This window comes from Burkholderia sp. Tr-20355, assembly GCF_017104685.1.
GTDB classification, from domain to species: domain Bacteria; phylum Pseudomonadota; class Gammaproteobacteria; order Burkholderiales; family Burkholderiaceae; genus Burkholderia; species Burkholderia seminalis.
The window spans coordinates 1-20,598 of sequence record NZ_JAAGPK010000066.1 but is presented as its reverse complement, the minus strand read 5'-3'; the positions used below and the strand labels follow the sequence as shown (position 1 = coordinate 20,598).

18 protein-coding genes and 4 pseudogenes are annotated in these 20,598 nt (G+C 67.6%); 10 read left to right on the top strand and 12 right to left on the bottom strand.

The window, feature by feature from the left end; genetic code table 11:
- Positions 1 to 59: 59 nt before the first annotated feature.
- A complete protein-coding gene (ribA, locus tag G3N62_RS18540; protein WP_034189918.1) occupies positions 60 to 710 on the bottom strand; it encodes a GTP cyclohydrolase II in 651 nt (216 codons plus the stop codon).
- A gap of 178 nt (positions 711 to 888) precedes the next feature.
- Between ribA and G3N62_RS18535 the strand changes: the two genes are divergently transcribed.
- Entirely contained in the window at positions 889 to 1,347 is a 459-nt protein-coding gene (locus G3N62_RS18535; RefSeq protein ID WP_034189919.1) for a CBS domain-containing protein, read from the top strand.
- A 156-nt stretch (positions 1,348 to 1,503) separates the two neighbouring features.
- Here the strand turns inward: G3N62_RS18535 and G3N62_RS18530 are convergent, their stop codons facing one another.
- On the bottom strand, positions 1,504 to 1,833 hold the full coding sequence (locus G3N62_RS18530) for a DUF4148 domain-containing protein (RefSeq protein ID WP_034189920.1): 330 nt from the start codon (positions 1,831 to 1,833) through the stop codon (positions 1,504 to 1,506).
- Positions 1,834 to 2,347: 514 nt separating this feature from the next.
- Between G3N62_RS18530 and G3N62_RS18525 the strand changes: the two genes are divergently transcribed.
- Complete coding sequence (locus tag G3N62_RS18525; protein WP_034189921.1) at positions 2,348 to 2,746, top strand: GreA/GreB family elongation factor; 399 nt, start codon at positions 2,348 to 2,350, stop codon at positions 2,744 to 2,746.
- Positions 2,747 to 2,924: 178 nt separating this feature from the next.
- On the opposite strand, the gene G3N62_RS18520 is transcribed toward G3N62_RS18525, so the two are convergent.
- Positions 2,925 to 4,040 carry a porin gene (locus tag G3N62_RS18520; protein WP_034189922.1) on the bottom strand — a complete coding sequence of 372 codons (1,116 nt, stop codon included), beginning with the start codon at positions 4,038 to 4,040 and terminating at the stop codon, positions 2,925 to 2,927.
- A gap of 587 nt (positions 4,041 to 4,627) precedes the next feature.
- Between G3N62_RS18520 and G3N62_RS18515 the strand changes: the two genes are divergently transcribed.
- Positions 4,628 to 4,999 (top strand): YXWGXW repeat-containing protein, encoded by a 372-nt coding sequence (locus G3N62_RS18515; RefSeq protein WP_049036644.1) that lies wholly within the window; start codon positions 4,628 to 4,630, stop codon positions 4,997 to 4,999.
- A 293-nt stretch (positions 5,000 to 5,292) separates the two neighbouring features.
- Here G3N62_RS18515 and G3N62_RS18510 read toward each other — a convergent pair whose 3' ends face one another.
- Positions 5,293 to 5,679 carry a helix-turn-helix domain-containing protein gene (locus tag G3N62_RS18510; protein WP_124671083.1) on the bottom strand — a complete coding sequence of 129 codons (387 nt, stop codon included), beginning with the start codon at positions 5,677 to 5,679 and terminating at the stop codon, positions 5,293 to 5,295.
- Between the two features lie 332 nt (positions 5,680 to 6,011).
- Between G3N62_RS18510 and G3N62_RS18505 the strand changes: the two genes are divergently transcribed.
- The 3 genes from G3N62_RS18505 (at position 6,012) to G3N62_RS18495 (ending at position 9,437) form a co-directional block, all read left to right on the top strand.
- Positions 6,012 to 6,488 carry a nuclear transport factor 2 family protein gene (locus G3N62_RS18505; protein WP_049036643.1) on the top strand — a complete coding sequence of 159 codons (477 nt, stop codon included), beginning with the start codon at positions 6,012 to 6,014 and terminating at the stop codon, positions 6,486 to 6,488.
- A 128-nt stretch (positions 6,489 to 6,616) separates the two neighbouring features.
- Positions 6,617 to 7,432 carry a helix-turn-helix transcriptional regulator gene (locus G3N62_RS18500; RefSeq protein WP_226104071.1) on the top strand — a complete coding sequence of 272 codons (816 nt, stop codon included), beginning with the start codon at positions 6,617 to 6,619 and terminating at the stop codon, positions 7,430 to 7,432.
- Positions 7,433 to 7,811: 379 nt separating this feature from the next.
- Positions 7,812 to 9,437: an amidohydrolase gene (locus G3N62_RS18495; RefSeq protein WP_124671082.1), complete on the top strand. Its 1,626-nt coding sequence runs from the start codon at positions 7,812 to 7,814 to the stop codon at positions 9,435 to 9,437.
- A gap of 19 nt (positions 9,438 to 9,456) precedes the next feature.
- On the opposite strand, the gene G3N62_RS18490 is transcribed toward G3N62_RS18495, so the two are convergent.
- The 3 genes and pseudogenes from G3N62_RS18490 to G3N62_RS18480 all read right to left on the bottom strand — a co-directional run.
- Entirely contained in the window at positions 9,457 to 10,068 is a 612-nt protein-coding gene (locus tag G3N62_RS18490; RefSeq protein ID WP_034189928.1) for a cysteine hydrolase family protein, read from the bottom strand.
- A 175-nt stretch (positions 10,069 to 10,243) separates the two neighbouring features.
- The gene (locus G3N62_RS18485) at positions 10,244 to 11,494 is read right to left on the bottom strand and encodes an MFS transporter (protein WP_059557560.1); all 1,251 of its coding nucleotides are present in this window, start codon (positions 11,492 to 11,494) and stop codon (positions 10,244 to 10,246) included.
- A gap of 151 nt (positions 11,495 to 11,645) precedes the next feature.
- Positions 11,646 to 11,789 (bottom strand): annotated as a pseudogene (locus G3N62_RS18480) (MFS transporter); the annotation flags it as partial.
- Between G3N62_RS18480 and G3N62_RS18475 the strand changes: the two are divergent.
- Together G3N62_RS18475 and G3N62_RS18470 are read left to right on the top strand one after the other, a co-directional pair.
- Complete coding sequence (locus tag G3N62_RS18475) at positions 11,790 to 11,951, top strand: hypothetical protein (protein WP_226194291.1); 162 nt, start codon at positions 11,790 to 11,792, stop codon at positions 11,949 to 11,951. It begins immediately after the preceding pseudogene.
- A gap of 27 nt (positions 11,952 to 11,978) precedes the next feature.
- Positions 11,979 to 12,107: pseudogene (locus tag G3N62_RS18470) on the top strand (SDR family oxidoreductase); the annotation flags it as partial.
- Between the two features lie 99 nt (positions 12,108 to 12,206).
- On the opposite strand, the gene G3N62_RS18465 reads toward G3N62_RS18470, so the two are convergent.
- The 5 genes and pseudogenes from G3N62_RS18465 to G3N62_RS18450 all read right to left on the bottom strand — a co-directional run bounded on the left by G3N62_RS18465 (position 12,207) and on the right by G3N62_RS18450 (position 19,984).
- Positions 12,207 to 13,724 carry a cytosine permease gene (locus G3N62_RS18465; RefSeq protein WP_124610017.1) on the bottom strand — a complete coding sequence of 506 codons (1,518 nt, stop codon included), beginning with the start codon at positions 13,722 to 13,724 and terminating at the stop codon, positions 12,207 to 12,209.
- A gap of 197 nt (positions 13,725 to 13,921) precedes the next feature.
- Positions 13,922 to 14,077: pseudogene (locus tag G3N62_RS36425) on the bottom strand (glutathione S-transferase); the annotation flags it as partial.
- Between the two features lie 15 nt (positions 14,078 to 14,092).
- Positions 14,093 to 15,604 (bottom strand): efflux transporter outer membrane subunit, encoded by a 1,512-nt coding sequence (locus G3N62_RS18460; RefSeq protein WP_124671080.1) that lies wholly within the window; start codon positions 15,602 to 15,604, stop codon positions 14,093 to 14,095.
- On the bottom strand, positions 15,601 to 18,774 hold the full coding sequence (locus G3N62_RS18455; protein ID WP_124671079.1) for a multidrug efflux RND transporter permease subunit: 3,174 nt from the start codon (positions 18,772 to 18,774) through the stop codon (positions 15,601 to 15,603). Before G3N62_RS18455 ends, G3N62_RS18460 begins: the two co-directional genes overlap by 4 nt.
- 13 nt (positions 18,775 to 18,787) lie before the next feature.
- Positions 18,788 to 19,984 carry an efflux RND transporter periplasmic adaptor subunit gene (locus tag G3N62_RS18450; protein WP_049036575.1) on the bottom strand — a complete coding sequence of 399 codons (1,197 nt, stop codon included), beginning with the start codon at positions 19,982 to 19,984 and terminating at the stop codon, positions 18,788 to 18,790.
- A gap of 79 nt (positions 19,985 to 20,063) precedes the next feature.
- Here G3N62_RS18450 and G3N62_RS18445 point away from each other — a divergent pair.
- Positions 20,064 to 20,414: pseudogene (locus G3N62_RS18445) on the top strand (MerR family transcriptional regulator); the annotation flags it as partial.
- 2 nt (positions 20,415 to 20,416) lie between these two features.
- On the top strand, positions 20,417 to 20,598 hold a 182-nt coding region (locus G3N62_RS18440), incomplete at its 3' end, for a hypothetical protein (protein WP_206141275.1).

Below are 20,598 nucleotides of genomic sequence, written 5' to 3'. Positions count from 1 at the left end.
CGGGCGCGACGATCGATGGAACAAACAACGAGAAACGGGCACGGGTGCGCCCATCGCGATTACTCGTTTTCCTCGAAGTAATGCCCGAACTTCGTCTGCTTCGTGCGGATATAACGCTCGTTTTCCTCGCGCACGGGCACCGCCAGCGCCACGCGCTCGCAGACCGGAATGCCGTGCTTCGCGAGCGTGTCGAACTTCTCCGGGTTGTTGCTCATCAGCCGCACCGACGTCACGCCGAGGATCCGCAGGATCGCGGCGGCCGAATCGTATTCGCGGGCATCGTCGGGCAGGCCGAGGTCGAGATTCGCCTCGACGGTGTCGCGCCCCTGCTCCTGCAGCGCGTACGCGCGGATCTTGTTGCTCAGGCCGATCCCGCGCCCTTCATGACCGCGCAGGTACAACAGCACGCCGCGGTCTTCCGCCGCGATATAGCGCAACGCGAGGTCGAGCTGCTCGCCGCAATCGCAGCGATACGAGCCGAACACGTCGCCGGTCAGGCATTCGGAGTGCAGCCGCGTCAGCACCGACTGCTCGCCGGCCACGTCGCCCATCACGAGCGCTAGATGTTCGGCATCGCTGCCCGATACGCGAAACGCGTATGACTTGAACGTACCGTAACGCGTAGGCAGCGACGCGGTGGCGACGAGTGTCACGCACTCGTCGGCCTGGTCATTGCCCGGCGCGGGCGATTGGGGACGCGAAGACATCATGAATTGAATCGAAACGTTCAGGAATGTAGGAGTTGTGTGGATAGTGCGTGACGGGAGTTTACCGCTAATCTGGAAACGTCACGCGACTGCCACTGCGCGCCCGGCTATACTGGGCTCAACGGGTGTCGCGCACCAACGCCCTGCCTTCCCTGTATCGACCTGCACACGGAGAAAGCGAATGAGCACGACTGTCGCGCAGATTCTCAAGGCCAAGCCTGATTCGGGCCGCACGATCTACACCGTCACGAAGACCGATTTCGTCTACGACGCCATCAAGCTGATGGCGGAAAAGGGGATCGGCGCGTTGCTGGTCGTGGACGGCGACGACATCGCGGGTATCGTCACCGAGCGCGATTACGCGCGCAAGGTCGTCCTGCAGGACCGTTCATCGAAAGCGACCCGCGTCGAGGAAATCATGACGGCGAAGGTACGCTACGTCGAACCGTCGCAATCCACCGACGAGTGCATGGCGCTGATGACCGAGCACCGGATGCGCCACCTGCCCGTCCTCGACGGCGGCAAGCTGGTCGGCCTCATCTCGATCGGCGACCTCGTGAAGAGCGTGATCGCCGATCAGCAGTTCACGATCAGCCAGCTCGAACACTACATTCACGGCACGCCGGTCGCTTCGACCTGATCCGCGCAGCAAAAAAGGCCCAAACGCGTCAGCGTCTGGGCGGAAAGCCGCCGACATGCGGCGACGGAGGTTCTGCTCCAGCGGGCGAACGACGCGCGCAAACGGCGCGCGTCTCGTCGATTGAATGGTGCGCTCGGGCAGACCGGGGACGTTCGATTAGTTGCCGAAGTAGACCGAATTCACCGGATTCGGTGCTTCCCGCGTCACGCGGCGGCCGGCTTGGCCCGCGCCCGTCGCGACGGCGCCGTAGCCGCTCGTATCGGCCTGCGCGAGCATCGGCTGGTTCGGCTGGATCCGTTGTTCGGCTGCCTGGATGTTGCTCGGGTACTGCGCATCGCTCGCCAGCGGCTTGTAGCCGTTCTGTTCGAGTTGCACGAGTTCGGCCTTGACCTGGTCGCGCGTCAGCCCCTGTTCGGACTGTGCAAACGATGCGATCGGTGCGGCAAGGACGGATGCGGCGATGGCTGCGTAGATGATCGACTTCATGATTTACCTCCGGAATATGTTCTCTTTTGACGTCGCCTCGGCAGGACCCTGTCTGAAGCGAATGAATCCAGTGTAGTGCGCGTCACTCCAAGGGGAAACCCTTAGTTGGAACATACAGCGTTGCAATTTTGGAAAAAATCACCAAATATTTCCGCACACAGCCCGCGCAACTTGCGTTATGTGCACAACAATCGCTGACGAAACGCCAACAGCCGGATCACATATCCCGAAGGTTGTGTTGTAGAATCGTAAGGTTTTAATCGCCAGCCGATATTCCATCCACCATGTACGCGCTCACGCTCCTTTCGGTTTCGCCGTCCGGCCCGGCCGGCGTGCGCGCGCACGCCGGCCATCCGGCGCATCCCCTCGCTCGACGCACGGCCCAGGCACCGCTCGCCCCTGCCCGGCGCCTGATCTGACGGCTTGGTCTCCTCCCGGAGCCAGGTCAGACAGGCTCCGGGCGATCCCCATAGGCACGCCACGCCTGCCCTTGCCGATCATTTGGAGAACTGCCATGAAACAACGCCTTTACCAGTTGACCGAACTCGACGTTGCTCGCCTCGAGAAGCACGCCGAACAGAACCCGCGCTTCCAGACCATGCTCGACACGCTGCTCGAGCGTGCCGACATCGTGCAGCCCGACGCCATCAAGGCCAATGTCGTCACGATGAACTCGCAGATCACGCTGCTCGACGAAGCGACCCAGGAACAGGCGACCTGGACGATTGTTTATCCGGACGCCGCCAATCTCGAACTCGGCCGCCTGAACGTCTTCTCGCCCGTCGGCATGGCGCTGCTGGGCACGCAGCGTGGCCAGATGGTCAAGGTGATGCAGCCGAGCGGCGCCGAAAAGCAGATGAAAGTCTCCGCGATCGTGTTCCAGCCGGAAGCCAACGGCGAGTACACGCGCTGACGTCACCGGCGGCCAGTGCCGCGCGCAACACCGACGCACAACGAAAAAAGCGAGGCACGCGCCTCGCTTTTTTGCATCCGGACGACGCGAATCGTCGACATCACATTCCGCAGACAAAAAAAAGGCGCCCGAAGGCGCCTTTTTTGATGCTGCGAAGCGGGTTACCCCGCCGTCACGCTTAGAAGCGGTGACGCAGACCAACCGTTGCTGCGGTTTGGTTGATCGACGAGCTCGGCAGCGTGCTGACGTCGCCGTTGTAGATCGATGCGCCGATGCCGTTCTTCGCTGCACGCTGGTACACAGCTTGTGCGTAGACGTCCGTACGCTTCGACAGTGCGTAGTCAGCTTGCAGACCGAACTGGTTCCAGTGCGTGCTGCCGTTGTTGATCTTCGCGTTCGTGTACGTGTAAGCAGCACCCAGGCCGAGAGCCGGCGTCAGGTTGTACTTTGCGTTGACTTCGTAGTTGTCGGTGCGCAGCGTGCTCACACCAACAGCATTGTTGTCGAGACGCGCTTGCGTCCACGCTGCGCCGACTTGCGCCGGGCCGAATGCGTAACCAGCAGCAGCGCCGTACGTACGGACGCGGCCTTGGCTAGCGATGCCACCGATCGCCGACGACGTTGCGCCGTTTGCGTTCGTGCCGTCACCCAGGTTCGCTTGCGAGTATGCAGCTGCGAGCTTCAGACCTTGGAACTGGTATGCAGCGCCCGCGCTGTATGCACGGTTGTTGCCGAAGTTCGTGTTGTTCGAGAACGAGTACGTACCGCCGAATTGCAGGCCAGCGTAGTTCGCGCTCGTGTACTTGATCGTGTTGTTCTGTGCGACGTCACCGTTCGTGCTCAGACGGTCGAGGTTCAGCGGGTGCGCGAAGTACGTGCCGCCCCACGAGCCCGTTGCCGTCAGCGGCGCCAGGTAGTCTTGCGTTGCGTCATACTGCTTGCCCAGCGTGACCGTGCCGTACTGGCTCGACAGGCCGACGAAAGCCTGGCGGTTGAACATGCCGCCGTTGCCGTTCGCGAAGCGGCCGTTACCGATGTTGAAGCCGCTTTCCAACGTGAAGATTGCCTTCAGGCCGCCACCGAGGTCTTCCGAACCACGCAGGCCGAAACGGCTCTGGTCAATGCCCGAACCCATCGACCAACGCGACTTGCCAGCTTGGCCCAGTGCCGGTTGGACGTTGCTTTGGTAGGTGATGCCTGCGTCCAGCACGCCGTACAGCGTGACGCTGCTTTGCGCGTGAGCGACGGTAGCGAACGATGCTGCAGCTGCTGCAACGATCAGAGTCTTGTTCATTCGTGGAGCTCCCTTCTAAAAAGAGGCAGGTCTCGCGACCTTGTTCATAAACGGTCTTCAACCGCCCGGGAGTGCCATCGGTCCTGCTGGCCACGCCCGGATAGTTGCCCGTTTGGGAACCGTGAGTTTAGGGGTGTACCCTAGGGGAGCGATCCGCAAATAAAGAAATAAGCTTTTCCAGAACTAGAAATAATGAAAGTGGGGACTAGTCATAAGTATTTGTTTTAACGCTTGTTTTTGACCTCTTGACGACAGCATTTTGGAGGCCTTCATCGCACCATTCTTACATGTCATCGTCTTGACGGTTGCATAGAAACAACAAACGGATCCGGCCAAGCGCCCCAAAACAGTAATTTTTACCTGCTTTGATCTCGATCTTCAGGCGTCGGGCGCCTAAAACACGGGCAACCATCGGTAAACAGAATGCGGCGGCCGCGTCGCGGGCGACATCCCCGTCAGCCGGCAGAAAGGAACAGGCGGTTTGCGCCTGCCGTGACACGCAGTAACAGCCTTAACCGCTCACGTAACCCGGCGGGCGTACCGGCAGGCTAATGTAAGGCAGCCTTCAATACTGCACAGGACACGCCATGAATCGACGCTCGTTGTTGCGCGCCATCGGATTGACCGCCGCGGTTGCCGGGACCGGCTGGCTGCGCGCCGCCTCGGCCCAGCCCGCACCGCCCGTGTATCGGCCGTCCGGCCCGAACCGCGTACCCGGCGGGCCGCCGTACGACGATCGCCCGCATCTCGCGCCGCCGGCGGCCCGGCACGACCGCCGGCCGCCGCCGCCCCGGCCGCACGGCTATATATGGACGGATGGCTACTGGCGCTGGCAGCGCGGCCGCTATATATGGGTGTCCGGCCGCTGGGTCGCACGACGCCCCGGACGTCGCTGGGTACCCGGCTACTGGCGCCGCCAGGGGCCGGTATGGGTCTACGTCGACGGCTCGTGGCGATAGGCCGCCGCGCGGCGCCGGGCGACGACGGTCCGGCGCCGGACGGCATGCGGGAAGCGGCACCGTTCGCGCCGTCGCATCAGGACGCGTGGCCCGCCATCAACGCACCGTCCCGCCCACGCCCGGGCACCTTCGCGACGCATACATCGACGCATCGTCCCGGTTATTCATCCTGACGGCACCGTTCGGATAACGAAATCAATCGATGCCGATGCAAACGCATCCGGCCGTGCGTCACCCCATCGCGCACCTTCCGCGGCACGCCGTGCATCGACGCAACGGTCCGTGCATTCCGCTCAACGCCCGCTACCGTCCAGTTCTCGCGCACGACGGCGCGCCGCGCAGATCGCGCGATGATGTTCGTCGGCCCACCGGATCATCGCCTGCATCGGCGTCAGGAACGAGCGCCCGAGCTCGGTCAGCGCATATTCGACGCGCGGCGGCACTTCGGCGAACAGCGTGCGGCTGACGAAGCCGTCCTGCTCGAGCCGCTTCAACGTACGCGACAGCATCTGGTTCGACACATCGCCGATCGCGCGGCCGAGTTCGTTGAAACGCATCGTTCCGCCGGACAGCGCCTCGAGCACGAGCAGGCTCCACTGGTCGCCGATGCGATCGAGGACATCGCGGATCGGGCACGGCTGATCGAGTTCGACGGATTCGTCGGCGGACGGCAACGGCATGACTGGACTCTCTTTCACGGGCAACGCATGGTCATCGCGGTGTGACCTGTTCACACCGCGATGACTTCTTGTGACGGGTTCGCGGCAACTGTACCATTCGATCGCCCCGACAACTGCCGGGATTCGCCAGTTCAACGAAACATGACGATGGCGCGGCGCCGCCGTATCGGCCGCAGTAACGATGCATGCGTTGCGTCCGATCGCCGCGCATCGGCCGGCATGCGTGCCGGCGGTTTCGCGCGACCGACCGTCGTCGATCGTCACGAGCGTCGCCCCCGCAGTCGCGTATCACATGCGCGCATCCACGAACCGTCAGACAAGGAAACCGCTACATGTCATCGTTCCGCTCCCCCGCTCGCGTCGTTGCCGCATGCGTGTTGCTGGCCGCATCGGCGGCCGCGCTGGCTGCCGCCCCGGCTCCCCGCGACCTGGCCGCTGAGGAGGCCAACCGCCAGCTCGTGCTGACGTTCTACGACCGCTTCTTCAACAAGCATGAAGCGGTCGAGGCCGCCACCGTCGTCGCGGACGACTACAAACAGCACAACCCGCACGTGCCCGACGGCAAGAAACCGTTCGTGTCGTATTTCGTCGGCGCATTCCAGAAGAACCCCGCCTCGCGCGCACGCATCGTCCGCAGCGCGACCGACGGCGACCTGGTGTACCTGCACGTGCACGCGACCGAGCGTCCGGGCGATCGCGGCGAAGCGGTGGTCGACATCTTCCGCGTGAAGGACGGCAGGATCGTCGAGCACTGGGACGTGATCCAGCCGGTGCCCGAAACGGCCGCGAACCGGAACACGATGTTCTGACGCGCGGGCGGCGGGCAAGCGCGGGTGCCCTGCGCGCGCGAAGTCCCCTACAATCGTGCTTCGCCGCCGCTCCGGTGCAGGCGAAGCACGGCCCGCCAAGGCGGCCGTTCGCGAAGACGGTGTCAACGATGAACCCCGCCCACATCTCCCTGAGCAACGCCGGCGACCTGGTCGCCAGCCTCGGCAGTCCGCAGTTTCCCGCCCGGCTTTGGGCGTGGCTGCGCGAAACCGTCGATCCGCAATCCCATTACAGCGTCGCGACGCGTTACCGGCGCGACGCGCCGTCCCACTCGGTCAACAGCGTCGACGTGCTGTTCTTCGCCGGCGGCGACGATCCCGACGGCACGCGCCACGCACTCGATCTGTATACACAGGGCGACTGGCGCGACGACACGCTGCTCCCGCATATCGAGCGCGCGACCGATTCGCAGCTCGTGTTCTCCTGCAATGACGAAATCGACACGGCGACCGAGTACGGCCGCCAGTTCGCGCTCGGCGACCTCGGCGAGGACTGCACGCTGCTCGGCAGCGAGCGCGACTATGTCTATGCATTCTCGCTGTTCCGCCGGCGCGGCCAGCCGTCCTATACGCTGGCCGAACTGGCGCTGCTGCGGCAGCTCGGCGATTTCGTGCTGCCGCTGCTGATCCAGCATGCGCGGCTCGCCCGCCTGACGCCGCGCTCGGACGACGGCGCGCTGCTGCTGCGCTTCGAACAGCGGCTGTCGGCCAGCGGCGCGGCGCTGTCGCAGCGCGAGCGGCTCGTCTGCCGCGCGGTGCTGCAAGGCCGGCCCGTCCCGCAAATCGCCGACACGCTCGCGCTCAAGGCCAGCAGCGTGCGCACCTATCTCGGCCGCGCGCTCGCGAAGCTCGGCGTCGCGAACCGCGCCGGGCTGTTCGCGTGGTGCGTGACCGAAGACGAAGCGCAGGAAGACCGCAGCCGGTAAACGCCGCCTTTGTCGCACGTTGTCCTCAAAACGACGACAGACAGCCGGCCGCCCCGCTCCTAGTATCTGACTCACCCGACGGCAGCAACGCGTCGGATACCACGGAGACACGGCATGCCGATTACCGGATCGACGCCGGCCTGCACGGCCGCAAGCGCGTCGCTCACCGATTCGCCGATACGGGCCCGTCGGCGAAACCGGCATGACGCTCCGGCAGCCGTTGCCGACCTTCGCCACGGCGCAGCAGCGCCGCCACGCGGCGCCGGCACGTAACCCCTCTCATCCCGTTCCACCCCGACCGGGCGCACGCGACCGGACGAGCCGCACGGCCCGCCCGCCGGACACGCGCGCCCGTCGATCCCCTACCCGGAGGAGACACATGCAACACGCCGATACCGTCTATCTGAACGGCCTGCTTTACACGGGCGACGCGCAGCGCCGCTTCGCGCAGGCGCTCGCCACCCGGGACGGCAAGATCGTCGCGGTCGGCCGCGACGACGACATCCGCCCGCTGGCCGGCCCCGCGACGCGAAGGGTCGATCTCGCCGGCCGGCTGATGCTGCCGGGCCTCATCGACGGTCACGTGCACCCGCTCGAAGGCCATCAGATCCTCGGCGACTTCGACCTGTCCGGCATCAACGATCCCGGCACGATCCTGCAGCGTATCCGCGCGTGCGCCGATGCGACGCCGAACGAGCCGTGGGTCTATCTCGGCGGTGCGAACCTCGCCGCGTTCGGCACGTATCCGACCCGCGAACTGCTCGACCAGATCGTGCCCGACCGGCCGCTGCTCGTGGTCGGCTTCGACGTGCACAGCGGCTGCCTCAACACGAAGGGACTCGAAGCGGCCGGCATCCGGGCCGATACGCCCGATCCGTCCGGCGGCGTGATCGAGCGCGACGCCTCGGGCGCGCCGAACGGCGTCGTGCACGAAGCGGCGTTCTACCGCGTGTGCCCGCTCATTCCGCAACTGAGCCCGGCCGGCTACCCGAAATCGCTCGCCAAGGCGCACGCGATGGCGCACGGCTACGGCATCACCGGCTGGTTCGATGCACGCGTCGACGAAGCCGAGCTCCAGGCCTATGCCGACGCGCAGCGCGCGGGCACCCTGAAGGCGTACATGAGCGCGGGGCTCTACGCAAACCCGCGCCGCGACCCGCGCGAGCAGATCGAGCGCTTCGCCGCGTGGCGCCGCGAATACGAGCGCGACAACCTGCGCCTGCACACGGTGAAGATCTTCGTCGACGGCGTGCCGGAATCGAAAACCGCCGCGCTGCTCGAGCCGTATGCGGGCACCGACGACTGCGGCCTCGCGCTGTGGAGCCAGGACGCGCTGAACGAAATCTGCCTGCTCGCCGATACCGCCGGCTTCGACCTGCACTTCCACACGCTCGCCGACCGCGCGGTGCGCATGACGCTCGACGCGCTCGAACATGTCCAGCGCCGCAACGGCATGCGCGACCGGCGCGCGCAGCTTGCGCACCTGCAGCTCGTCGATCCGGCCGACATGGGCCGCTTCAACCGGCTCGGCGCGATCGCAAGCGTGCAGACGCTGTGGACGGCCGCCCGCGAGGAGCAGCAACAGCTCTATCGCGACCTGCTCGGCGCCGAGCGCACCGCGCGCAACTATCCGTTCCGCAGCCTGCGCAACGCGGGCGCGATGCTCGCGGCCGGCTCCGACTGGTCGGTCAGCACGATGGACCCGATGCAGATCATCCAGACGGGTGTCACGCATCGGCTGATCGACCAGCCCGACAGCCCGCCGTGGAACCCGCACGAACGGCTCGACCTGCTCACGATGCTCGAGGCCTACACGGTGAACACCGCCTACGCACTGCGTTTCGACGACTGCACCGGTTCGCTCGAAGCGGGCAAGGACGCGAGCTTCGCGATCCTCGACCGCAATCCGTTCGCGCACCCGGTCGAGACGTTCGCGCAAACCCGCGTGATCGAGACGTGCTTCCGCGGCGAAGTCGTGCACGCGGTGCCCGGCTGGGCCGACTGAGCGCCGGCCCGCGCCGTCGTCAGGCGACGTCGAGCGCCAGGACCTGTTCGGTCGTCAGCACGTCGCCGAACGTGTCCGACAGCGCGGCCAGCGTCGCGCGATGGAGGTCGCGGTGCGGCACCGTGCCGCCGTCCGCGACGTCGAGATCGCGCGTCGCGCACGCGTCGTCGACGACGATCACCGCATAGCCGAGCGGCACCGCATCGCGTGCCGCGCCGGCCACGCACGCATGCGTCATCAGGCCCGTGACGATCAGCGTGTCGACGCCGGCCGCCTTCAGGCGCGCGTCGAGGTCGGTCGTCGGGAACACGCTCACCGACGTCTTCTTCACGACCGCGTGGTGCGGCGCCGGCTGCAGGTCCGCGTGGAAGCGAAACCCGTCGCTGCCGTCGGCGAAGATCGGGCTGTCGGCCGCATCGACATGCTGGACGTGAAATACCGGAATGCCCGCGCGGTCGGCGAACGCGATCACGCGCCGTGCATTGCCCAGCGCGCGCGGCCCGTCCGGAATCGGCAGGCGGCCGCTGAAGTATTCGTTCTGGAAATCGATCACCAGCAGCGCGCTGCGGGCGGCGTCGATCGACGTCGGCGCGGTCGCGCCGGCCAGGGTACGGATGGTCGGGTGTTGCATGGGTCGCTTCCTTTCGGTTCGCATATTGACGAGACGGCGCGCCGGGCCGGCCGGCGCCGCCGGACGCGGCCCGATCCTTCCGCGGCCGCGAGGCGCCAGTGTCGGGCCGCGCGGCCTCGCGCGACAGCCGCACACGGGACAACGTCCGACAGGATCGGGCCAACGTGCGTGCCGCCTACGACAGCGCGGCCGTCCGGGCGCCCGGTCGCGTCCGCCCGTACGCGGCCATCATCACGAAGCTGAGCAGGAAGCCCGCGCCGCCGATCAGCAGCAGACCGGTCTCGCCGAACACGGGCAGCAGGTTGGTCAGCGCGCCCGTGACGACCCACGCGACAGCCATCACCGAGCCCGCGACGCCGAGCGCCCAGCCCTGCCGGTCTTCGCTGACGGCGTCGGAGAACGCCGTATACATGGTCGTGTACGCCACCATGTCGAAACAGCCGACGACCATCGCGAGCGCCCACAGCACGGGTTCGTGCGGGAACCATGCCGACAGGATCTGGCCCAGCCCGGCGACGAGCAGGCCCGTCTTCGCGATGTCGATCACGCGCCACACGCGCAGCATCAGCCGCACGACGAACAGCAGGCCGAACACGAAGCAGATGCCGATCACGCCGCTGAACAACCCGAGCCGCGCGCTCGTATAGCCGAATTTCGCCTGCAGCAGCAGCATGATGGTCTGCAGGTACAGCCCGTAGCCGACCTGCATCAGGAAGAACACCACCGACAGGAACGCGACGTTGCGCTGGCGCGCGGCTTCCCAGATGATCCGCAGCGGCAGCAGCGGATCGATGCGCGTATCGCCGCGCGGCGCGGCCGAGTCGCGATACGATGCCCAGGTCCAGCACGCACAGACGAGCGACAGCGCGGCGACCAGCACGAACGGCGTGCCGTAGTCGAACAGCGGCGAGATCGTCCGGTCGGACGTGACGCCGCCGAGCACCGGGCCGACGATCACGCCCGCGCTGAACGCGAGCGACATGATGCTCATGTTGTACGCCTTGTTCTCCGGCGTGCTCAGGTCGGTGATCGCCGCCTGCGCGATGCCCTGGCAGCCGGCCATCAGGCCGGTGAGCCCGCGGCCGGCCAGCAGCAGCGCAACGCTGGCGTGCCACGCACCGGCCGCCATCATCGCGTAGCCGGCCGCCAGGCCGAGCACGCACAGCAGCAGGATCCTGCGGCGGCCGTAGCGATCGGACAGCTCGCCCATCAGCGACGAGCCGAAGAACATGCACAGCGGGTAGATCCCGTAGCCGAGACCGAGATAGAAATTGCGCAGATGCGGGCCGGCGTCGGCCGGCAGGATGCCCGCGTGCGGATCGCTGAAGATCGCGGACATCATCGGGTAGACGAGCCCGAATCCCATCGCGTCGAGCGCGATGGCGAGCAGACAGGGGCCGAGCAGCGTGTAATCGAGCCGGGACATGGCGACCTTCCGGAAGGAGTGGATGATCGCCCAAGCGTAATGACCGGGCGGCCGCCGCGGTAGGCCGCCGCCCGCGATGCTAACCATCGGCTGCGCCGCTACCCGGCACGGCGCCCGCGCCGATGGGTCACCGGGGCGCGGCCGCCGGCCGCTACCTGGCGCTCAGCGGTTCGCCCTGGAATTGCCGGCGTGCGACCACGCACGGCGCGCCGTCGCGCATGAACACGCTCGCGAGCAGCCCGAACGATGCCGCGAACAGCACGTACCAGTCGGGCGCGACGGGCGAGCCGGCCGCGTGCGCGACCTGTTCGCACACAAGATCGCGCTCGTGCCGCTCGCCGGCCCCATGATCCGCCAGACGATCGGCCTGAGCTTCCTGCACCGCCACGAACGCGATCCGAACCAGCTCGCGACCGCGTGCCGGCGGCTGGCGGTCAAGGGGCCGACCGCACGGTAGCACGTCGATCGCCACGCAGCCCTTGCCGCGCGCATCGGCGAGCCCGACGAAGCGGGCAGCCTCGTGCTGTTCCTCGCGTCCGACGAATTCGCGTATTGCACGGGGTCGGAATTCATCGTCGACGGCGGGATGCTCGCGGGCTGCACACTCGACTGATCGGCCGCACTGCCGGAAACGGAAACGCCAACGCCGCCAGCGGCTCGACCCGCGCGGCGGCGTTGGCGCTTCAAGACATGGAGCAAGAGGCCACGCCGCTCAATACCCCTTCGGCTGGATCGCCGGCGCACCGGCACCGCGCGCGCCGTGCCTGCCGCCGCGCACGAAGCGGCGCCCGCGCGGGCCGTACACGCCGTCCGGCTCCGGATACAGTGTCAGCAAGACGAAGTACAGCATCCCGCCCACCGCCAGCGACACCGGCACGCTCAGGTCGAGCCCGTCCGCGAGGTGGCCGAGCGGCCCGACGAACTGGCCCGGCAGGTTCACGAACGCGAGCCCGGTGAAGGCGGCCGGCAGCCATGCGCCCATCGCGCGCACGTTCCAGCCGTGCGTGAACCAGTAGTGGCCGCCGCGCAGCCCGCGATTGAACACCTGCAGGTCGTCGGCGAGATAGTAGCCGCGGCGCGTCACGTAGCCGATCACCATGATTGCCATCCACGGGCAGCTGAACGTATCGATCAGCGTCGAGAACGTCGCGACGCTTTCGACGAGGTTGAACCAGAAGCGGCCGACGAAGATGAACGCGATCGCGATCGTGCCGATCAGCAGCGTCGCGCGGACGCGGTTCAGGATCCGCGGGAACATGCTCGAGACGTCGAGGCCGGTGCCGTACAGCGCGGTCGTGCCGGTCGACATCCCGCCGATGATCGCGATCAGGCACATCGGCAGCAGGAACCAGCGCGGCGAGATCGCGAGCAGCCCGCCGACGTAGTCGTTCGACGCAATGAACGCGGGTGCCTTCGACGCGATGATCGTCGCGGTCGCAAGGCCGAAGAAGAACGGCACGAACGTCGCGACCTGCGCGGCGAACACCGCGCCCATCACGCGATGCCTCGGCGTGTGCTGCGGGATATAGCGTGCCCAGTCGCCGAGCGTCGACGCGAACGACACCGGATTGCTCAGCGCGACCAGCACCGCGCCGACGAACGCGGCCCAGAAACCCGCGCTGCCCCGTTGCAGCGTGCCCGCATAGTTCATGTCGAACAGGCCGGCGAACGCGAACAGGCCCGCGACGAACAGCACGCTCGCGGCCCACACGGCGATTTTGTTGACCCACAGCATGAAACGGAAGCCGTAGATGCAGACGATCAGCACGAGCACCGCGAACACCATGTACGCCGCGCCGAGCGTGAAGCCGTTGACGGGCACGCCGACCATGTCGTGCGCGCCGCCGACGAGCGCGTCGCCGGAGCTCCACACCGCGAGCGAGAAGAACGCGATCGACGTGAGCAGCGCGAGGAACGAGCCGACGATCCGGCCGTGGATGCCGAAATGCGCACCGGACGACACGGGGTCGCTCGTGCCGTTGCGCGGGCCGAACAGGCTCATCGGCGCGAGGATGCACGTGCCGGCGAGCACGCCGAGCACGATCGCGCAGACACCGGCCTTGAACGACAGCCCGACCAGCACCGGAAAGCTGCCGAGCACTGATGTGGAAAACGTATTGCAGCCGCCGAACAGCAACCGGAACAGATCGATCGGCCGCGCATAGCGCGATGCATCGGGAATGCGCTCGAAACCGAACGACTCGACCTGCGTAATCCTGCCTTCACCCATGTTGTCTCCCACTCCTCTGGTGCGCCTGTAAGGCTCTGCGGCCATACGACGCATCGTCATCGATTCGCGGCCACTCTAAACCGGATCGGCGGCCGCAAATATCACGCATTCGAGACGTTTACGACGAAGGAGAGCAATGTTTCCCGGCGGGCAGGCGGCCGGTGCCCGCGCCGTCCGTACGGCGCGGGCGATGCGAGTCAATGCGCCGCCACGGCCGCCGGCGCGCGGCAGGCGATCAGGCCCCGCTGAACGGCCGGCCGCGCGGCGATGTCGGCCAGCCAGCGTTCGACGTGCGGGAAACCGGAAACGTCGAGATCGAGCCCGGCCGCCGTGCGCAGCCACGGAAACGCCGCGCCGACCGCCTCGCGCTACTTCCCCGACTGCGCAAGCGGGCCTTGCGCCCCCTGCCCCGTGCCCGACGGCCAGCCGCCCGCGAGCGCCTTGTACAGCGCGACCGTCGACGCCGCGCTGCGCATCCGGCCGTCGGCCGCCGCGTCCTGCGCCTGCAGCAGCGTCCGTTGCGCGTCGAGCACTTCGTAGTAGTCGATCGCGCCGGCCGAAAAGCGGGTCTGCGCGAGCTGCGCGGCGCGCGCGCTGTCGTCGGCCGCGCGTATGAGGTGCGCGGTCTCGTCGCGCGTGCGGGCAACGCGCAGCAGCGCGTTCTCGGTTTCCTCCAGCGCGCCGAGCACGGTCTGCCGGTACTGCGCGAGCTGGCCAGCCGCTTCCGCGTCGCTCGCGGCGATCCGCGCGCGCACACGGCCGACGTCGAGGAACGACCAGTCGATGCCGAGCGCGATCAGGTTCGTGTCGCTGCCCGCGCGGAAGAACCCGTAGCTGCTCGTCGCGCTGCCGAGCAACCCCGACAGCGTGAAGCGCGGAAACAGGTCGGCCGTCGCGACGCCGACGCGCGCGGTCGCCGCGTGCAGCCGCGCCACGGCGGCCGCGACATCGGGACGCCGGCGCAGCAGGTCGCCCGGCGTGCCGGGATCGAGGTCGGCGGCCAGCGCCGGGAGCGGCACCGGCGTGCCCGGCGACGCACCGGTTTTCGGCGGATCGAAGCGACCGATCAGCGCATCGGGCGTCTGCCCGGTCAGCACCGCGAGCCGGTGCTCGTCGACGCCGATCGCGGCTTCGTACACGGCGATCCGCGACGTCGTCGATTCGTACTGCGCGCGTGCTCGCGCCGCATCGAGGTCGGAGCCTCGCCCCGCGCCGACGCGCGCATTGATCAGCGCAAGCGTCTGCTGCTGGTTGTCGGCGTTCTCGCGTGCGATTCGCAACCGCTCCTGCGAGCCGCGCAGATCGACGTACGTGCTCGCCACTTCGCCCGCGATCGCGACGCGCACCGCGCGCACGTCGGCCGCGCTCGCGGCCGTTTCCGCGCGCTGCGACTCGATCGAGCGCCGCACGCGGCCGAACAGGTCGAGCTCCCACGCGGCGTTGATGCCGATGTTCGACGTCGGCGTGTCGCGCTGGCTGCGCGGCGCGCCGAATGCCTGATCCTTGCTCATCAGCTGATGGCCGATCTGGCCGCTCGCGGTGATCGTCGGATAGCGGTCGAACGTTGCTTGCGACAGCAGCGCGTTCGATGCGTCGTAGCGCGACACGGCCACTTGCAGGTCCTGGTTCGCCGCGAGCGCCGCATCGATCAACTGCGTCAGCACCGGATCGCCGAAGCCGCGCCAGAACGCGGCATCGGCGGCGGCCGACGCATCGGGCGGCATATCGGGCGGCGACGCGTCGCGCGGCGTCGCCGGATGGCCGTCGCGCGCGAACCGTGCGGCCGTAGCCATATCGGGCCGCTTGAAATCGGGGCCCACCGCGCACGCGGCAAGCGTCAACGACATCGCGAGCGCGGAAAGTCGAAAAGCGGCGCTCATCGGTTTTCTCCTTCGAGGGTGCCGTGCTGTTCGCTCCAGACGGCCGGCGTGCCGCCCGCGAGCTTGCGGATCGCCACATAGAACACGGGCGTCAGGAACAGCCCGAACAGCGTGACGCCCAGCATCCCCGCGAACACGGTAATGCCGGTCGCCGCCCGCACCTCGCTGCCCGCACCGCTGCCGATCAGCAACGGCACCGAGCCCGCGATGAACGCGACCGACGTCATCACGATCGGGCGCAAGCGCAGCTTGCATGCGTCGAGCGCCGCCTCGATCACGCCCTTGCCCTGGATTTCGAGTTCGCGCGCGAATTCGACGATCAGGATCGCGTTCTTGCACGCGAGCCCCATCAGCACGACGAGACCGACCTGCACGAACACGTTGTTGTCGCCGCCCGACAGCCACACGCCGAACAGCGCCGCGCACATGCACACGGGCACGATCAGGATCACCGCGAGCGGCAGCGTCCAGCTCTCGTACAGCGACGCGAGCACGAGAAACACGAGCATCACCGCGAGCGGGAACACGACGATCGCCGCGTTGCTCTGCGTGACCTGCTGATAGCTGAGGTCGGTCCATTCGAGCGTGATGCCCGGGGGCAGCACGTCCTTCGCGATCTGCTGGAGCTGCGCGATCGCCTGCGACGACGACATCATCTTCGGATCGGCATCGCCGATCAGGTCGGCGGCCGGATAGCCGTTGTAGCGGACGACCGGGTCGGGCCCATACGCGGGCCCGACCGTCACCATCGAGCCGATCGGCACCATCTCGCCCTTCGCATTGCGCGTGCGCAGGTTCGCGATGTCGGCGGCCGTCTGCCGGTGGCCGGCGTCGGCCTGCGCCATCACGCGATACACGCGGCCGAAGAGATTGAAGTCGTTCACGTACATCGAGCCGAGATACACCTGCAGCGTGTTGAACAGGTCGGTCAACGCGACGCCTTGCGCCTTTGCCTTCAGCCGGTCGACCTTCACCTCGAGCTGCGGGATGTTCGCCTGGTACGAGCTGACGGGATAGCTCATTCCCGGCGTCTTCGCGACCGCCGCCTGGAACGCGGACAACGCCTTCTGCAACTCGCCGTAGCCGAGCCCGCCGCGATCCTCCAGGTACAGCGCGTAGCCCGAACCGTTGCCGAGACCCTGGATCGGCGGCGGCATCAGCGCATAGGTCATGCCGCCGTCGATCGCCGCGAAGCGCGCGTTCAGGTCCGCGTTGATCTGCGCGGCGCTGCGGTGACGCCGGTCGAACGGCTTCAGGATCACGTACGAGTTCGTGATGTTCGGCGTGTTCACGCCCTGCAGCGCGTTCAGCCCCGCGAACGCCGGCACCATCTCGACGCCGTCGGTGTCGAGCGCGATCTTCGTCATCTGCTCGGTCACCGCGCTGGTGCGCGCGAGCGATGCGCCTTCCGGCAGCTTCGCGCCCGCGAACAGGTACAGCTTGTCCTGCACGGGGATGAAGCCGCCCGGCACCGCGTTGAACAGCAGCGCGGTCGCCGCGAGCAGCGCCGCATAGACCGCGAACACCACGCCGCGCCGCTTCAGCGTGCGGCCGACGATGCCGTGATAACGGTCGGAGCTGCGCTCGAAGAACCGGTTGAACGGATGAAACAGCCAGCCGAATGCGCGATCGAGCGCGCGCGTCAGCGCATCCTTCGGCGCGCCGTGCGGGCGCAGCAGCTTCGCGGCGAGCGCCGGCGACAACGTCAGCGAGTTGATCGCGGAGATCACCGTCGAGATCGCGATCGTCACCGCGAACTGCTTGTAGAACTGGCCCGTGACGCCCGACATGAACGCCATCGGCACGAACACCGCGCACAGCACGAGCGCGATCGCGACAATCGGCCCCGACACCTCGCGCATCGCCTGGTGCGCGGCATCGCGCGGGCTCAGCCCCTGCGCGATGTTGCGCTCGACGTTTTCGACGACGACGATCGCATCGTCGACGACGATCCCGATCGCGAGCACGAGCCCGAACAGCGTCAGCGTGTTGATCGAATAGCCGAGCAGGTAGAGCCACGCGAACGTGCCGACGACCGACACGGGCACCGCGACGAGCGGAATGATCGATGCGCGCCACGTCTGCAGGAACAGGATCACGACGAGCACGACCAGCACGACGGCCTCGATCAGCGTGTGCTGCACCGCGCGGATCGACTCGCGCACGAACACCGTCGGGTCCCACACCGGGCGGTACGCGACACCGGGCGGAAACCGCTTCGACAACGCGTCGAGCTTCGCATACACGGCCTTCGCGACATCGAGCGCGTTCGCGCCCGGCGACAGGAAGATGCCGACCACGGCCGAATGCCTGTCGTTGAAATACGAGCGCAGCGTGTAGTCGCCCGCGCCGAGCTCGATGCGCGCGACGTCGGACAGCTTCACGACCTGGCCGTCGTCGCCGTTGCGCAGCACGATGTCGCCGAACTCCTGCACCGTGCGCAGGCGGCCGCGCACGTTGATCGACACGAGGAAGTCGTTCCGCTTCGGCGACGGTTCCGCGCCGAGCTGGCCGGCCGACACCTGCACGTTCTGCTCGCGCACGGCCGCGATCACGTCGCTCGCGGTCAGCCCGCGCGACGCGAGCCGGTTCGGGTCGAGCCACAGCCGCATCGCATAGTCGCCGGAGCCATATACGCCGACGTCGCCGATGCCGGTGAGCCGCGACAGCTCGTCCTTCACATGCAGCGTCAGGTAGTTGCGCAGATACAGCGAATCGCGGCTGTTGTCCGGCGAGTAGAGGCTCACGTACATCAGCGGCGTCGGCGACTGCTTCTGCGTGGTCACGCCGTACTGGCGCACCTCTTCGGGCAGGCGCGACAACGCCTGGCTCACGCGGTTCTGCACGCGCACGGCGGCCGTGTCGGGATCGACGCCCTGCAGGAACGTGACGACGACCTGCAGGCTGCCGTCCGATCCCGCCACCGACTTCATGTACATGATGCCTTCGACGCCGTTGATCGCTTCTTCCAGCGGTTCGGCGACCGATTCGGCGATTTCCTTCGGGTTCGCGCCGGGATAGGTCGCCCGCACGACGACGCTCGGCGGCACGACTTCCGGATATTCGCCGGCCGGCAGCATCGGAATCGAGATCAGGCCGATCGCGAAGATGACGATCGACAGCACGACCGCGAAGATCGGCCGGTCGATGAAGAATCGGGAGAAATCCATTGCGTCGCTCCCGTCAATGCGCGGCAGGCGTGCCGGCGTCGGCCACGGCCTGCGCGGCGCGACCGGCCTCGGCGCGCGCGGGCAGCGCCTTCGGCTTCACCTGCGCGCCCGGATAGTAGATCCGCTGCACGCCGTCGACCACCACGCGGTCGCCTGCCTGCAGCCCCTTCTCGACGATCCGCTCTCCCTCCAGCTCGCGGCCGATCGTCACGTCGCGGCGCAGCGCCTTGTCGCCCGGGCCGATCACGTAGACGTACTTGCGGTCCTGGTCGGTCAGCACGGCCTTGTCGTCGACGAGCAGCGCATCCTCGTCGCGGCCGCTGACGAGCTGCACGCGCGCGTACAGGCCCGGCGTGAACGTATGGTCCGCATTCGGCAGCCGCACGCGTGCGCGGATCGTGCCGGTCCGCGGATCGAGCCGGTTGTCGAGGAAATCGACGGTGCCCGCGTGCGGGAAGCCCGTCTCGTTCGCGAGGCCCACGCGCACGGGATCGGCGCCGATCGCGCGATGCTTCGGATCGGCGCGGCGCGCGTTGTAGCGCAGGTAGCTCTGCTCGTCGCAGTCGAAATACACGTACACGGGATCCTGCGACACGACGGTCGTCAGCAGCGTGTCGTCCGCGCGCGCGAGGTTGCCGACGGTCGCGACCGCGCGGCCGACACGCCCGGCGATCGGCGCGCGCACTTCGGTGAAGCCGAGATTGAGCTTCGCGTCGGCGACGGCCGCATCGGCCGCCTGCAGGTCCGCGCGTGCCTGCTCGGCGGTGGCGCGCGCGTTGTCGAGTTCTTCCTGCGACGTCGCGTGCGCATCGATCAGCGTCTGCACGCGCTTGAGCTGCACCTGCGCGAGGCTCGCGGCCGCACGGGCGCGCTGCTGCTGCGCGCTGGCGCGGTCGAGCGCGATCCGGTACGGGCGCGGGTCGATCTCGAACAGCAGCGCCCCCTGCGCGACCGCGTCGCCTTCCTTGTACGCGACACGCTGCAGATAGCCGCTTACGCGCGGCCGCAGTTCGACCGCATCGACCGCTTCGACGCGCCCGTTGAACGCGTCCGCGAGGCGGACCGTGCGCGGCGCGACCGTGGCGACGCCGACTTCGGGAAGGGGCTGGGCCGACGATGTGCCTTTGCCGTCGTGACAGCCCGACAACGCCAGCAACAGTGCGCAGGCGGCGCTCAAAGGCGACGTCCTGCGTAGGGATAAGGAGAGCATGATGCCTCGCGACGGGTTAAACTGCCGCGTAGCATAAAAGTTGAAGTTAACTTCAAGTCAAGCTTTCCCGGAGGACATCATGGGTATCCAGGAAACCCCGCAATGGCCGCTGATGTCGATCCGCGAAGTGGCCGCGCGCAGCGGCGTGCCGGCGTCGACGCTGCGCTTCTACGAAACGCGCGGGCTGATCAGGTCGCACCGCAACGGCTCGAGCCACCGGCACTATTCGCGCGCGGTGCTGCGGCTGATCGCGTTCATCGTGTTCGCGCAGAAGATCGGTTATTCGCTCGACGAGATCGCCGAGCAGCTCGTCAGCCTCCCCGAGGACACCGCGCCGAGCAACAAGGACTGGCAGCGGCTGTCGCGCGGCTGGAAGCAGCGCGTCGCGAGCCGGATCGAGGAGTTGCAGCGGCTCTACATCAACATCCACTAATGCATCGGCCGCGGCTGCCTGTCGCTGACGCGCCGCCACCCCCCCCGCCCCCCCCCCCGCCCCCCCCCCCCCCCCCCCGCCGCCCCCCCCCCCCCCCCCCCCACCCCCCCCCCCCCCCCCCCCCCCCCCCCCCCCCCCCCCCCCCCCCCCCCCCCCCCCCCCCCCCCCCCCCCCCCCCCCC